8 protein-coding genes are annotated in these 15,808 nt (G+C 37.5%); 3 read left to right on the forward strand and 5 right to left on the reverse strand.

Annotation, left to right across the window (positions count from 1 at the left end; translation table 11 throughout):
- Positions 1-11: 11 nt before the first annotated feature.
- Genes PHO71_RS19310 through PHO71_RS19330 form a run of 5 tightly spaced genes read right to left on the reverse strand, consistent with a single transcriptional unit; the run spans position 12 to position 9,773 of the window.
- The gene (locus PHO71_RS19310) at positions 12-3,161 is read right to left on the reverse strand and encodes a SusC/RagA family TonB-linked outer membrane protein (protein WP_300206477.1); all 3,150 of its coding nucleotides are present in this window, start codon (positions 3,159-3,161) and stop codon (positions 12-14) included.
- Positions 3,162-3,211: 50 nt separating this feature from the next.
- Complete coding sequence (locus PHO71_RS19315; protein WP_300206479.1) at positions 3,212-5,533, reverse strand: Gldg family protein; 2,322 nt, start codon at positions 5,531-5,533, stop codon at positions 3,212-3,214.
- A gap of 27 nt (positions 5,534-5,560) precedes the next feature.
- The gene (locus tag PHO71_RS19320) at positions 5,561-6,484 is read right to left on the reverse strand and encodes an ABC transporter ATP-binding protein (RefSeq protein WP_300206481.1); all 924 of its coding nucleotides are present in this window, start codon (positions 6,482-6,484) and stop codon (positions 5,561-5,563) included.
- Positions 6,485-6,518: 34 nt separating this feature from the next.
- A complete protein-coding gene (locus PHO71_RS19325; RefSeq protein ID WP_300206483.1) occupies positions 6,519-8,813 on the reverse strand; it encodes a Gldg family protein in 2,295 nt (764 codons plus the stop codon).
- Between the two features lie 21 nt (positions 8,814-8,834).
- Positions 8,835-9,773, reverse strand: a complete 939-nt coding sequence (locus PHO71_RS19330) for an ABC transporter ATP-binding protein (RefSeq protein WP_300206485.1) — start codon at positions 9,771-9,773, stop codon at positions 8,835-8,837.
- A gap of 551 nt (positions 9,774-10,324) precedes the next feature.
- On the opposite strand from PHO71_RS19330, the gene PHO71_RS19335 reads away from it, so the two are divergent.
- The 3 genes from PHO71_RS19335 to PHO71_RS19345 are packed head-to-tail and all read left to right on the forward strand — an operon-like array spanning position 10,325 to position 15,807.
- Positions 10,325-11,410 carry an efflux RND transporter periplasmic adaptor subunit gene (locus PHO71_RS19335; RefSeq protein WP_300206487.1) on the forward strand — a complete coding sequence of 362 codons (1,086 nt, stop codon included), beginning with the start codon at positions 10,325-10,327 and terminating at the stop codon, positions 11,408-11,410.
- Positions 11,411-11,422: 12 nt separating this feature from the next.
- Positions 11,423-14,455, forward strand: coding sequence for an efflux RND transporter permease subunit (locus PHO71_RS19340; RefSeq protein ID WP_300206489.1), 3,033 nt, complete (start codon positions 11,423-11,425; stop codon positions 14,453-14,455).
- The gene (locus tag PHO71_RS19345) at positions 14,452-15,807 is read left to right on the forward strand and encodes a TolC family protein (protein WP_300206491.1); all 1,356 of its coding nucleotides are present in this window, start codon (positions 14,452-14,454) and stop codon (positions 15,805-15,807) included. The genes PHO71_RS19340 and PHO71_RS19345 overlap by 4 nt, the downstream gene beginning before the upstream one ends.
- Position 15,808 lies beyond the last annotated feature (1 nt).

The following is a 15,808-nucleotide window of genomic DNA, read 5'->3' on the forward strand; positions in this document are numbered from 1 at the left end:
ATCTATATTTATTAAAAACTAGCTTTCAGTGAAAAATTCAAAGTTCTAGAGTAGGGATAACTTAATCCACGTTCTTGCTTAATAGAAGAGATACGAAAAAGCTCATTAGCTCCCACCTCAAAACGTAACATACTAAGATGAAGATGCGTAATCAGCTTATTATCAAAATCATATCCTAAAGTGATAGAATTTAGAGAAAGCCAATTATAGTCTTGTACAAAACGTGAAGTAGCTTTAGTAGTACTAATATTATCTCCAGCTTCTAACTTTTTGTACATAGCAATATCACCCGGTTTCTGCCAACGTTCAGTCAAGACGCGTCTATCCGCATTTTTCTCGTAAACATTTACGTTCTCTACCTTATCAGCCAAGGTTTGGTTATAACGTTGTCCTCCCCATTCATACATAAATGTTGCATATAAACTAAAATTCTTCCACCGGGCATTCACTCCAAAGCTACCTTGAGCATCCGGTTCTAATGAACCAACAACCACCTGATAAGCTGAATTCCAAACATTTGTAACCTTCCCATCAGGGGTCAAAAACAATTCTTCTCCATTAGCCGGATTTATACCTAAAGAACGCATAGCCCAGATAGAACTTTCAGAACCGCCCTCTTCATATTTTTTATAACTTTTTGAACCTGTCCCTAAACGAGCTTGACTCTGTTTCGTATCATTTAAAAAAGCATCTACGCGGTCATTATAAGCTTTCATGCTTTCAGATATCTTCAATATCTTATTCTGGTTATGCGCTAAATTTGCAAATACAGCTACATACCAATCTTTATTGCTGAAAATATCAGAACGCACATCTAGTTCAAATCCTTTGTTCTCAATCTCACCCACATTATTTTTATAAGTAGTAAAACCCGTATGACTAGGAATAGTTACATCATTAATTAAATCAACCGTTCTTTTATTATAATAATTACCTCTAATATAAAGTTTCCCATTCCACATACGCAATTCAGCACCAAGATCAAATGTATTGGTCGTTTCCCAAGTTAAATCTTTATTTCCCAATGCGTATAAAACAGCTCCATAACCGGTTTTATACCATTCATCAGAGAGTATTTCATACGTAGTACGAGCGGCAAAAGAACTGAAGTTCACTTTACCTACTTGTCCATAGCTAGCACGTACTTTTAATAAATTTACTATTTCGAGATTTTTCATGAACTCATAATTATTTAAGTTCAAACCAGTACCAAAACTCCAGAATGGAGCAAATTTACTATTCGATCCAAATTTAGAAGAACCATCTAAACGCATACTCGCATCGAACAAATAAATATCTTGAAAACTATAATTCACAAGCCCTGTTAAACCTATCAAACGAGCATGAGAATCTGAAACTTTCGGCTTTTTTACTATTTCCTGAGCATAATTAGGAGAACTCAAAGCCCCTGAAGGAAAACCTCTATAAAAAGCAGATGTATTTTTATAGCGATCCTCTTTCATATTAAGTCCTAATGAAACATTAATATTGTGCTCTTCAACAAAACGGTTGTAAGCTAAAGAAGCCTGCCAATCCCATGTAAATGAATCCCCAGAATCTGTAGTCAATTCTCCTGATGAAAGATTGGTTTGACTAAGAGGCGTAGAATTTTTTATAGAGTTAGGATCAAGAAATCTTTTGCTTGATTCAAATTTTCTTGTGAGTCCTAATGTACTTTTAAACAAAAGATAATCGATAATATTCCATTGAACACTAAGATTATTAACCAGTTCTTCATAAGAAGATTTATCATAATTCTTCAATGTTGCTTCATATAGCGGATTATAACGATCAGTAAAACTTACCTGATGCCATTCCTTTAACGTTTGCAATGGTTTTCCATTTTGATCTTCATATACATCATAAGGTGACTGACTAGTATAGTCGGCAAACGACCCATAAGGAGATTCAGCAGAATTACTAATATTAAAAGTAGTATGATTACGCACTTGCAATCTGCCAATACGATAGTCAATATAAGTACCCGCTCCCCAAACATTACGATAAGAACCTTTCATAACACCATTATTCTGCCGCATATTCACTTCTACACCAAAACGGACTTGTTCGGTACCACCGTCAATGTATAGACTGTGATTCGTATTAAAAGATGTTCTCAAAGGCTTACTCATCCAGTATGAATCCACACCTCTACGTATGTTAAAAAGCTTATTAGTATATTCATTCTGTAGAGTTACCCATTTACTTATAGTCATATCTTCTTTCATATCATAGCAACCAGCCAATCGTTCTGCTTCCAATTTTTCTGATGCATTCATCAAATTATAATCACTCAAATCCGGCATCTCAACCTCTCCGGTCAAGCTATATGCAATGTTCAACTTACCAGGTTTCGGAGCAACTGTCGTTATAACAATAACTCCATTCGCAGCACGAGAACCGTACATAGCCGTAGCAGCAGCATCACGCAACATGGTAACGCTCTCAATACGGTTAGGATCAAAATCATAAAGTTTCGTCACATCAATTTCAAAACCATCCATAATAAATGTTGGAAGATTCGGATTATTTTTCAATGACGATTTATTCGTAACGTCCAAATCTAATTCTTTCGTACCAAAAGCTGATTTACCTCGCATATACGCTTCAGGTAATGCATTAGGATCAGAACCCCAAGTTGTATTCTCTGCAATACGGAAAGATGGGTCGAAAGTTTGAAGAGCTGCAATAACATTTGTTTTATTCACTTTAAGAATATCCTCTCTTTTTACAGTTATAGCATTACCTGTAAAACTTTCCTTGCGTATATTGGCAAAACCAGTTACAACAACCTCATTAATCTCATTTGCATCTTCTTTCATGCGAACCTGAAGGTCCTTCTTCTGATTAGCCTTCACAGTAATTTCCTGAGGTAGCATACCAATATAAGAAAACTTCAGTACGACATCCTCACGCGGGGCACTGATTTTGAAATTACCATCAATATCACAAACTGTACCGCCTTGAAATCCTTTCACTACCACATTCACTCCAGGTAAAGAGTGTCCTTCTAAATCTGTAACCGTACCTTTAATGATACGGTTACTTTGGTGCTCTACCTTTACAGTCACCGTAGTTGTTTGTGCACTCATAGGAGAAGTGCACACCAACAGGGAGGCTGCTAAGCAACAACCTACAATAAAACTTCGCTTTTCTCTCATAAATACAGTGTTTAGTTATATACTGCTATCCAACAAATCTTATATTCTAATTATTTTTTACGACGACGCCACCAAGTTATTACATAACCAGCCAACAAACCTACAGGAATAAGCCCCATAAAAATAATCTGTACCCAGATCAAAGCTCCCTGACCAATAGACATTTTATCATCATACGGATGAGGACGACTATCATCTACCGGAAATTCATTGAAAGAAAGTTCACGGAATATTTCGCTGATCAATGTAAAATTGGAAGTAGGCATATCATTTCTACTGGTAGTCAGCTCACTGTTAGCCATACAATCGGCATCGCCACATACAAAAATACGCTGTTCTTTGTCGCCCACCTGACGGCTCAGACGCACAACCAATGGAATAGAATCAGCTCTTTCACCTGTTTCAGGATTAATCACCGGTTTATCATCTACAAAGTCTGTGGTTTGCAACTCATTCCATGCTTTCGGTGTAGTAGCAAACAAGACAGAAGATTTGAATCCACAACTATCGTTTATCTGAAATTGAACAGCACCGGGCATTGCAAGTTTAGACCCATAACGTACCATACGATAAAATTCTTGATTTTCTTTCATGGCTGTTTCTGTAGGATTGAGGAACAACTGGTTAGGAGCATATCCTTCAGTTTCTTCAACTACAATGCCCGGCATAAACGTAATACCTAAATTAGCAACTAACGGATTCATCAATGGCTGACGACGTGGCTCGCAAGTGATAACCATATCACCTCCACGAGCTATAAAACGTTGAACTTTAGCTATTTCTTCCGGTGTATATTCTTCACGAACATCTGCAATCACTATAATGTCAATATTCTCTGGAATATCAGTAGCAGCTGAATCTGCCTTCAAATCTAAAGTAGTAACAGAGAAACCTTGATTAATCAATGAATGACGGAAAGTAAGATTTTTGGCAAAAGCACTATAATCGCGTTCACCACCTTTATATATATCACGTTCACCATGACCATTCACGAAAGCTACCAAAGGAGCCTCAGCAACCATTGTCTTTAAAGCAGATGTAATCTGAGCTTCGAACGGGTCACGCTGATTGTCGTCATATATACGGAGGAAAGCTTTTTGACCGTTTTCACGCTCGAACAAGTAAACAAAACGATTTCTTTCTTCTTCTAGATCAATGCCTTTAGGTTCAGTTATCTTTTTGAGTTCTTCCGGAGATAGGAACATTTCAAAATCATAATCATAGTTATCACATAAACTCTGAGCTATCTCTTTATCGGTTTTTCCTGGATGTTGAGCATAAAGACGAGGATTATCAGCATGATCATAGTAATAAACATACTTCATCTTCATTTCCGGTTTGAAACGAATATAATCTTCGAACTTCCGGATTTCCCAATTCCTGTTTTGAGGCATTCCTCTATTGAAATTGTCGTCCAGCAAATTAACAAAAGTAGTAAGGGTTAATCCACCATCCATTTTCTGCATTACTTCTTGACTTGGAAGTGTCAGAGTGTTCGCTTTAGTTGCCGTAGCATCATAATAGCACATTAATTTCGGTTGAGAAGTAACATAACCTAATAATAGAGTCACGCACAACACACCAACATATTGGAATGTCTTTTCAAATTTATTAGAGCAAGAACGTTCAAATTTCAATTTTAAAATAGAAAGTGATAAGAACAATGCAATTACAATAATAAAGTAGAATACATCTTCACTACAGATCATTCCCTGCAGGAATTTATCTGATCGTCCTGCTAAAGACAACCAATAAGTCAAATCACGAACAAAATCAATATTTTGTCCTACATTAGCCATAAAATTCAATACAGCAAGTATAGTCAAAGTTCCAACTGCTGCAACTACCTGATAGGCAGTCAATGTAGACATAAACAAACCAATAGCGCCATAAGCACATACAAGCAGAAAAATTCCCAAAATACCGGTCAATGCAAACGAATAATCAAAGTTCTCTACCACGCATGCCGTATATATAAAATAGGCAAACAAGATAACAACCAGAATTAACGCATATACGATCATGGAAATATACTTCCCTATGATGATTTGAATATTAGTGATCGGAGAAGAATAGAGCAGTTTTATTGAACCGCTACTATACTCCTTACTCATTAATCCCATAGTGAGTAGCGGAATATACAGATATAAGTTATTCTGCATATCAGAATACACGCCCGTATAACCCACTAATAATGAACCTGTCAGGTTGTAAGGACGATAATTCAACGCTAAATAGCGTAACTGATCAGCAATCAGATCGGAAAAAGTAAGTCCGGCCTGAAATGCGAATATAATAAGAATTAGCCATGCAATAGGTGAACAGAAGAGCGTATTCAGTTCAGCCTTTGCTATTTTCCATATAGTTTTCATACTTATTTCTATTTTCAAAGTTTTTGATTACCTCTTTCCTGAAAGACGAGCAAAAATCTCATCCAATGAAAGACGTTCTAACTGAATCTCTTCTAACTGCCATCCTTTAGCAACACTAGTAGCAATCATTTTCTCGGTAATGTTATTGTCTGTGGCAAAATGGAAACGATAATGACGTTCACCCAAATCATCAACTTTCGTAATACCTTCCAGTTTAGCCAGTTCTTCAACAAGTGGCGCTTTATCTAATGTAACAGTAAAAGAAGTAGGTGCTACATAATTATCAAACTCACTCATTGTTCCTGAAAAGACTACTTTTCCTTGTTCAATCATACGTATCTCGTCACAAGTAGCCTGAACCTCAGGCAAAATGTGAGTAGATAACATAACTGCATGATCTGTAGCCAACTCTTTGATCAGATTACGTATCTCAACAATCTGATTCGGATCCAGCCCATTTGTTGGCTCATCCAACACTACAAACTTAGGACGGTGAACAATGGCCTGTGCTATTCCAATGCGCTGCTGGTATCCTCCTGACAAATTGCGAAGAAGACGAGAACGGAAATGAGTCACACCACAACGTTCCATAGCACGTTCTACCGCTTTTCCGATTTCTGTAGGCTCCATCAAACGAAGGTTAGCACAATAAATCAAATATTCCTCAACAGTCATGTCGGGATATAAAGGCGGGCGTTGTGGCAAGAATCCGATAAATTTTTTCGCTTCTACCGGATTTTCACGCAAGCTGATGTCATTGATCCAAACATTCCCTTCGGTCTGGTTCAGTACACCACATATAATGTTCATTGTTGTAGACTTTCCGGCTCCGTTGGAACCCAACAAACCGAAAACGCCTTTACTTTTTACTTCAAAATTTATATCGCGAATGGCCCAATCTACACTGTAACGGTGAGAAAGGTGCTCTACTCTTACAATAACTTCTTCCATGATACGTTTGTATTTTACAGGATACACATTTTTATTATCTTCTCTTTCTACGAGTCAGGACAGTAATTCCAATGGCAGCCAACACTATTGGCATAACTCCATACCATCCATATCTTACCAGTTTACGCGCATCACGTCCGATATATACTTCATTGTCTGTCGGACGAGGACGCTCTGTATCCAATGGATATTCGTCATAAGAAAGCCATTTGAAAGTCCCGGTAATGATTGTGAAATTAGTAGATGAATATCCATTACGATTACGGCTCATTTCCCCATTGCTCACACAATCGGCATCACCAGTAATCACAATACGCTGTTCTTTATCACCCACTTTACGGTTTAAAGCAAGTACAGTAGGAAAGACTCCCTGTGTTTCACCCGTTTCAGGATTAAGTTTCGGCATATCATCCAAGAAATCAGTTGTTTGCAATTCATTCCAGCACAAAGAATCTGTTACAATCACAGGCAAAGCCTTGAAACCTTTAGAAGCATCAAAAGATAAACCAACTACATCCGGCATAGTAACTACATATCCAAATTCACGAGGACGAGCATACTCTTTAAAATTTTCCGCAGCTTCTTCAGTTATCTGACCAACAATCAATGTAGGAGAGTCATTTTCTTTCATTTCAACCAATGTTCCTGGCATGAAAGTAACTCCAAACTGCTTTGCAATTGGGTTCATCACGTCCTGACGACGAGCATCTCCTAAGACAAAAAGATTGCCTCCACGGGCTATATACTTATTCAAACGTTCATTTTCAACTTCATTAAGCGCTGTTTTCATATCAGCAACTACCACAATATCAATATCTTCCGGAATTTCCTGTTCTACTAAAGATAAATTTACAACATTAAATCCTTGATTAACTAAAGAATAACGGAAGTACTGATTTTCTGCAAACTGATTATAATCACGATCACCTGTCTTGGTGATTTCACGCATTTCATGTCCTGTCAAAAAAGCGACTTTCGGTGATTCCACTACAAAGCGCTTGAGCGCAGCAGATATTTCTTTTTCAGACGGGTGTTTCTCATTATCATCAAATAAACGCAAAATACTTTTTTGACCATTTTCACGTTCTACAACACGAATAAAGCGATTTCCTTCTGATGACAGATCGATTTTTTCACGAATCTGTTCGGGAGTAAGAAACATCTTAATATCTAGATTCAAGATCTTAGCCATCTTTTGAGCTCTTTCTTCAATGGTATTACAACCTTCCAAACGAAAATCGAGTTGAGAATTAGCCTCGTCATAATAATAGACGTAATCCATCTTGATTTCCGGTTTGAAACGGATATATTGCTCAAACCTCTCATAATCAAATTTTAACTGACGTGGCAACCCGATAGAGTAATTATCATCCAAGAGATTGACATAACTGGTTATTTTCAATTCACCGTCAAGTTTCTCCATGATATCCTGGCTTGCCTGAGTTAATGTGTTACGCATATTTGCCGTAGAATCATAATAAATCTTCATTGAAGGCAAAGTAGAAAAATAGCCGATCAATATAGCAATTAAAACAACTATGCCATAAGTTCCCCAAGTCTTTCCATGAGATACTTTGCGACGTCCAGCGCGTAGTTTCAAGATCGAAAGAATCAAAAACAATGCGATAATCAGGAAGAAATAAAGTAAATCTTCGCTGCAAATCAAACCTCCGATAAATTCATTCGCACGTCCGTAGATTGAAAGCCAATAGGTGATGTCCCGTACAAAAGCATAATCCTGTCCCACTTCACCAATATAGTTCAATGCAGCTAAAACAGCCAATGTACCCATAGCCGCAACAACCTGATAAGAAGTTATGCTAGACATAAACAAACCAATTGCGCCATAAGCACAGATCAATAAGTAAATACCTAAAACTCCGGTAAAAAGTAATCCAAGATCAGCGTCTTTAATAAAGATACTACAAAAAAGACCTATTATAAACAAAGGAAGAATCAATACCAGATTATAAATCAGCACTGAGATATATTTACCAAAGATTATTTGGCTGTCAGTCACCGGAGAAGAAAAGAGCAGCTTTATAGAACCACTGCTATATTCCCGACTCATCAATCCCATTGTCAACAAAGGGATGTATAAGTAAAGGTTACGCAAAAAGCCTGGGAATATGCCGAGCCAACCCGTAAAAATGTTAGCAGTCACATCCCATAAGCCATACCCTAATGCTTGTGACTGTACCTGTCGGTCAAACGCATTACCAAATGCTGCACCTACTTGTACAGCAAAAATAACTAAAATAAGCCATGCCACCGGAGAGCAGAACAAAGAACGCAGTTCGGCAATGGCTATCCGATATGTAGTTTTCATATAAATGCTTTATTTATGTGATTAATCGATTTTGATTCCTTTTCCAGACAACTGCGCAAAAACAGTATCCAATGAATCGCGCTCAAGAATAATTTCACTGGGACGCCACCCTTTTTCTACTCCCATTTCAGTGATACGACGTGTCATTAAATGATCATTTCCGTCAAAGTGGAACCGGAAACGAGCAGCTGTCAATTTTTCTACTTTTAAGATACCTTCTATTTTCTCGAGTTCTTCTACTAACGGAGGATTCTCAAATATAGCAACAAAAGTACTGGGGGCCATATAATTATTGAAATCACGAATTGTACCTGAAAACACAACATTTCCATGTTCAATCATTTTAATCTCATCACATGAAGCTTGTACTTCAGAAAGAATATGAGTAGACAACATCACTGCACGATCTACAGCTATTTCTTTGATTAGGTTACGAATTTCCACAATCTGATTAGGATCAAGTCCATTAGTCGGCTCGTCTAATACAACAAACAGTGGATTGTGTACGATTGCTTGTGCAATACCTACACGTTGTTGGTATCCACCTGACAAATTACTGATAAGACGTTTACTAAAGTGCATGATACCACACTTTTCTTTTGCAAAGTCTACAGCTGCTCTAATACTGTTTGGTTCCATACGGCGAAGTTGCGCACAGTAAACCAAATATTCGTCTACCGTAAAATCAGAATACAAAGGCGGTTTCTGAGGAAGAAAGCCTATGTACTTTTTGGCTTCCACCGGATTTTCTCTCAAACTAATGCCGTTTATAAAAACTTCGCCTTCCGTTTGATTTAACACACCACACATGATGTTCATAGTAGTCGACTTCCCTGCACCATTGGAGCCCAACAGACCGAAAACACCTTTTTTCTTGATTTCAAGATTAATGTCTCGAATAGCCCATTGCACACTGTAACGATGTGAAAGATGCTCTACCCTCACAATAGATTCATTCATAACACTTAGTTAATAAGTTAAATATCTTATAAATACATTAAACTCACAATTGGATGTATTAGGCTATTATAAAGAAAGAATGTGTATTTTAACTTTGTGTTGTCCTTGTTTATAAATTCCTAAAAACTCTGCAAAATTATAAACCTTTATAATTATACGCAAATTTTTCAGGTTTTAGTTTTATATGCACTTTTTTTTCAAAAACTTAATAAATAGCATATAGTCAGCAATATAAGCAATAAACCGGTAATAATCACAAAACAATGCACCAATTACCGGCACATAAGCAAAGATCTGATTTCCAAAAGTCAAATAATGGCAGCCAAAACTTTAACCTTTATTAGCGATTTGGTAAGAGATTGTCTTTTTTAGCAAATTTAATAAAAAAGAGAGATAAATAGCGAACAAAAAAAGGATCCTTGTTTTTCAAATAAACTATTTCTTTTACTCTATTTTTCTTAACCTAATTTTATCTTTTCTACTATTAAACCTTTCACATTTGATATTGTCTAACACAAATGAATATAATATATATTTTACGATACTAAACCATGAATAAAAAGACAAAATGGGGCATCATTATACTAGTAGGTGCCGGAATCATTGCTGGAGGAATTTATTCACAATTACCAAAAACGAACGACGAACTGGCAGTTGCTGACAAATTAATGAGCACTAATAAGAAGAATGGAAAGAAAATTCTGAACGTTAATGCTAAAGTCATAAAACCACAACTATTAACAGACGGATTTCCAGTTATAGGTTTGCTTAAACCTGACGAAGAGGTTGATTTATCTTTTGAAACATCCGGAAAAGTAATTGAAATAAACTTTGAAGAAGGTACGCCCGTAAAAAAAGGGCAAATTCTCGCAAAGGTAAATGATCGGCAACTGCAAGCACAACTGCAAAGATTAGTGGCACAATTAAAATTAGCAGAAGACCGCGTATTCCGCCAAGATGCTTTATTAAAGCGAGATGCTGTCAGCAAAGAAGCTTATGAACAAGTAAAAACCGATCTGGCTATTCTCAATGCAGATATAGAAATAGTGAAAGCAAACATTGCATTGACAGAACTTCACGCTCCGTTTGACGGTATAATCGGCCTTCGACAAATCAGTGTCGGCTCCTATGCTTCGCCAACTACCATAATTGCCAAGCTAACTAAAATTGCACCGCTCAAAGTGGAATTTTCTGTGCCTGAACGTTATGCTACACAAATAAAAAAAGGTACAAATTTAAGTTTTAAGGTCGAAGGGAAACTAGATGCTTTCAACGCACAAGTATATGCAGTAGAATCTACTATTGATCCTAATCTACATCAGTTTACCGCTCGTGCACTTTATCCAAATAGCAATCGTGCATTACTTCCCGGCCGTTACGCCAGTATTTTGTTAAAAAAAGAAGAAATACGAGACGCCATTGCTATTCCAACAGAAGCAATTCAACCGGAAATGGGAAAAGACAAAGTTTTCTTATATAAATCGGGCAAAGTTGAACCTGTGGAAGTTATAACAGGAATTCGTAATGAGGCTGAAGTACAAATTACCAGAGGATTACAGATAGGAGATACTATAATTACTTCCGGAGTAATGCAGCTTCGTCTAGGTTTACCTGTTACTTTGGATAACATTGATTAATACTTCCGCTTTATGAATATATCCGAATTAAGCATACGTCGCCCGGTATTAGCCACGGTACTCACTATTATTATTCTTCTCTTTGGATTTATCGGATACAGTTATCTGGGTGTCCGCGAATACCCATCGGTAGATAATCCAATTATCTCAGTTAGCTGTTCTTACCAAGGAGCTAATGCGGACGTTATAGAAAATCAGATCACTGAACCATTGGAGCAAAATATCAATGGTATTCCAGGCATCCGCTCATTATCCAGTGTTAGCCAACAAGGACAATCCCGTATCACAGTAGAATTTGAATTATCAGTTGATCTTGAAACTGCAGCGAATGACGTACGAGATAAAGTTTCTCGTGCTCAACGATATCTTCCGCGCGACTGTGACCCTCCAACCGTATCGAAAGCGGATGCAGATGCTACACCTATCTTAATGGTAGCTCTACAAAGTGACAAACGTTCGCTACTTGAACTCAGTGAAATCGCAGATTTGACTGTAAAAGAGCAACTACAAACAATCTCGGATGTAAGTAGTGTGTCCATCTGGGGAGAAAAACGTTATTCTATGCGTCTATGGCTGGACCCGGTAAAAATGGCGGGATACGGTATTACTCCTATTGATGTAAAAAATGCCGTAGACAATGAAAATGTGGAACTTCCCTCCGGTAGTATCGAGGGAAATACTACTGAATTAACAATTCGTACGTTAGGTCTCATGCATACCGCAGAAGAATTTAATAATCTGATCATTAGAGAATCGAACAATCAGATTGTTCGATTTAGCGATATTGGACGAGCTGAATTGGGTCCTGCGGATATTAAAAGTTACATGAAGATGAATGGTGTACCGATGGTAGGCGTTGTAGTAGTCCCTCAACCTGGTGCCAATCATATCGAAATTGCCGATGCTGTATATAAACGTATGGAGCAGATGAAGAAAGATCTGCCGGAAGATGTACATTATAATTACGGATTTGACAATACGAAATTCATTCGTGCATCTATTAACGAAGTTAAATCAACCGTATATGAAGCCTTCATATTAGTAATCATTATTATTTTTCTTTTCCTACGAGACTGGCGAGTCACGCTGGTACCTTGTATTGTGATTCCGGTATCGCTGATAGGTGCATTCTTTGTAATGTATCTGGCAGGGTTTTCCATCAATGTACTTTCCATGTTAGCCATTGTGTTATCCGTAGGACTTGTAGTGGACGATGCTATTGTAATGACAGAAAACATTTACATACGAATTGAACGTGGAATGAGTCCTAAAGAAGCAGGTATTGAAGGAGCAAAAGAAATATTTTTTGCTGTAATCTCAACAACCATTACTCTGGTAGCAGTATTCTTTCCTATCGTCTTCATGCAAGGTACAACCGGACGTTTGTTCCGTGAATTCAGTATTGTTATTTCAGGTTCTGTAATTATTTCATCTTTTGCCGCATTAACTTTTACCCCGATGTTGGCAACCAAGTTACTTATAAAAAGAGAGAAGCAAAACTGGTTTTATCGTAAAACAGAGCCATTTTTCAATGGAATGAACAAAGCATACAGCCGATCACTTGCAGCCTTCCTGAATCAACGTTGGATTGCTGTTCCTTTTACAATTATCATGATCTGCCTGATCGGTTTTTTATGGAATACAATTCCCGCAGAAATGGCACCTTTGGAGGACCGCTCACAAATTACCATTAATACTCGTGGTGCCGAAGGTATCACTTATGAATATATCCGTGATTATACAGAAAATATTAATCAGCTCGTAGATTCCATACTGCCTGATGCAGAGGCAGTCACGGCTCGTGTATCCAGTGGCAGCGGAAACGTTCAGATTACTTTGAAAGATATGAAAGACCGTAACTATACTCAGATGGAAGTTGCCGAAAAGATTTCAAAAGTAGTACAAAAGAAAACAATGGCACGTTCATTTGTACAACAGCAATCTTCTTTCGGAGGAAGACGAGGAAGTATGCCAATTCAATATGTACTCCAAGCCACTAATCTGGAAAAGTTACAAGAGATTTTACCTAAATTCATGACAAAGGTATATGAAAATCCGATGTTTCAAATGGCAGATGTAGACTTGAAGTTTAGTAAACCGGAAGCACGAATTGAAATTAACCGTGACAAAGCTAGTGTTATGGGAGTAAGCACCAAAAACATAGCTCAAACTTTACAATACGGTTTGAGCGGCCAGCGTATGGGTTACTTCTACATGAACGGAAAGCAATATGAAATTTTGGGTGAAATCAATCGGCAGCAACGTAATAAACCGTCTGATTTGAAAGCTATTTATGTCCGGAGTTCAAATGGGGACATGATGCAGTTGGATAATCTGATAGAATTGGTAAATGGTATCGCACCTCCAAAACTATATCGTTACAACCGCTTTGTTTCTGCTACTATATCCGCGGGATTAACCGAAGGGAAAACAATTGGGCAAGGATTGGAAGAGATGGATAAAATTGCCAAAGAGACATTGGATGATAGTTTCCGTACGGCATTGACCGGAGACTCGAAAGAATACCGAGAAAGTTCTTCAAGCCTCATGTTTGCATTTATATTGGCCATTCTTTTGATTTATTTGATTCTGGCAGCACAGTTTGAAAGTTTCAAAGACCCATTTGTTATTATGCTAACTGTACCTTTAGCCATAGCCGGAGCATTGGTATTCATGCATTTTAGTGATATTACAATGAATATTTTCAGCCAGATTGGAATTATCATGTTAATCGGTCTGGTAGCTAAAAACGGAATTTTGATTGTGGAGTTTGCCAATCAAAAGCAAGAAGCCGGCGAGGATAAAATGACCGCTATCAAAGATGCGGCTTTACAACGTCTTCGTCCAATTTTAATGACAAGTGCTTCTACTGTACTTGGATTAATTCCATTGGCATTTGCCACTGGCGAAGGTTGCAATCAGCGTATTGCTATGGGTACAGCAGTAGTAGGCGGAATGGTGGTTTCGACACTACTCACGATGTATATCGTTCCTGCTATTTATAGTTATATTTCAACGAATCGAATTAAAAAGCTAAAAGAATGAAATTAAAAGTTTTTTGCATGAAGTTTAATTTATACACTATCACTGCATGTGTCTTTCTGACGGTTTCCAGTGCGATGGCACAATCGCAGGTTCGCACATTAAAGGATTGTTTGGAAGAAGGATTACAGAATAATTATTCACTCAGTATTGTCCACAATGAGGAACAAATAAGCAAAAACAATGCTACTTTAGGAAATGCCGGTTATTTGCCAACTCTTGACTTTTCAGCCGGTTACAAAGGTAATTTGGACAATATTGAAACTAAATCTCGCTCAACCGGAGAAGTAACAAACAACAACGGAGTATATGACCAGACTGTCAATGTAGGGCTTAACCTGAATTGGACTATTTTTGACGGTTTCAATATCAGTACAACTTACAGACAGTTAAAAATATTAGAACGTCAAGGCGAAACTAATACTCGTATTGCTATTGAAGATTTCATAGCTAGCATGACCTCCGAGTATTACAACTTTATTCAACAAAAGATCCGTTTAGCAAATTTTCGGTATGCTATGTCACTCTCTAAAGAGCGTTTGCGCATAGCAGAAGCGAGCCATCTTGTAGGCAAATTTTCGGGGTTGGATTATCAACAAGCAAAAGTAGACTACAATGCAGACAGCGCTCAATATATTAAACAGCAAGAATTGTTACACTCTTCCTGTATCCAATTAAATGAACTTATGGCTAACAAGAATGTAGATCAATTCATTATAATTAAAGATTCGACTATTAACATTGAAAGCGATCTGAAATTTGATGAATTGTGGAAATCAACTTTGACAATTAATGCTTCTTTATTACGAGCCGATCAGAATACAACCCTTTCTCAATTGGATTATAAAAAAATAAATTCCCGTAATTATCCGTATCTTAAATTTAACACTGGATATGGGTATACTTTCAACAAGTATGATATCAATGCGAACACCAGAAGAGGTGATTTAGGTTTCAATGCAGGAATCACGGTTGGTTTTAATATATTTGACGGCAACCGTCGGCGTGAAAAAAGAAATGCAAGTCTCGCCATCAAAAATAGCCGATTGGAACGTCAAGAACTTGAGTTAGCCCTCCGTTCAGATCTCAGTAACCTATGGCAAGCATATCGCAACAATCTCCAATTACTAAATCTGGAACGACAGAATGTCGTAACTGCTAAAGACAACCACGAAATTGCTATGGAACGTTATATACAAGGTGAGATTTCCGGCTTCGAAGTACGTGAAGCACAAAAAAGCTTACTTGACGCGGAAGAGCGCATTCTTTCGGCTGAATACAACACCAAACTTTGTGAAATCTCACTATTGCAAATAAGTGGCAAAGTAATGCAATATCTCGAATCCGGAAACTAAG

Source organism: Bacteroides sp. (genome assembly GCF_028690125.1).
GTDB lineage: Bacteria > Bacteroidota > Bacteroidia > Bacteroidales > Bacteroidaceae > Bacteroides.

Bases quoted from the DNA above. Each gene is read 5' to 3' on its own strand.
- PHO71_RS19335 (WP_300206487.1), top strand. From the start codon at position 10,325: ATGAATAAAAAGACAAAATGGGGCATCATTATACTAGTAGGTGCCGGA.
- PHO71_RS19320 (WP_300206481.1), bottom strand. From the start codon at position 6,484: ATGGAAGAAGTTATTGTAAGAGTAGAGCACCTTTCTCACCGTTACAGT.
- PHO71_RS19310 (WP_300206477.1), bottom strand. From the start codon at position 3,161: ATGAGAGAAAAGCGAAGTTTTATTGTAGGTTGTTGCTTAGCAGCCTCC.
- PHO71_RS19325 (WP_300206483.1), bottom strand. From the start codon at position 8,813: ATGAAAACTACATATCGGATAGCCATTGCCGAACTGCGTTCTTTGTTC.
- PHO71_RS19330 (WP_300206485.1), bottom strand. From the start codon at position 9,773: ATGAATGAATCTATTGTGAGGGTAGAGCATCTTTCACATCGTTACAGT.
- PHO71_RS19345 (WP_300206491.1), top strand. From the start codon at position 14,452: ATGAAATTAAAAGTTTTTTGCATGAAGTTTAATTTATACACTATCACT.
- PHO71_RS19340 (WP_300206489.1), top strand. From the start codon at position 11,423: ATGAATATATCCGAATTAAGCATACGTCGCCCGGTATTAGCCACGGTA.
- PHO71_RS19315 (WP_300206479.1), bottom strand. From the start codon at position 5,533: ATGAAAACTATATGGAAAATAGCAAAGGCTGAACTGAATACGCTCTTC.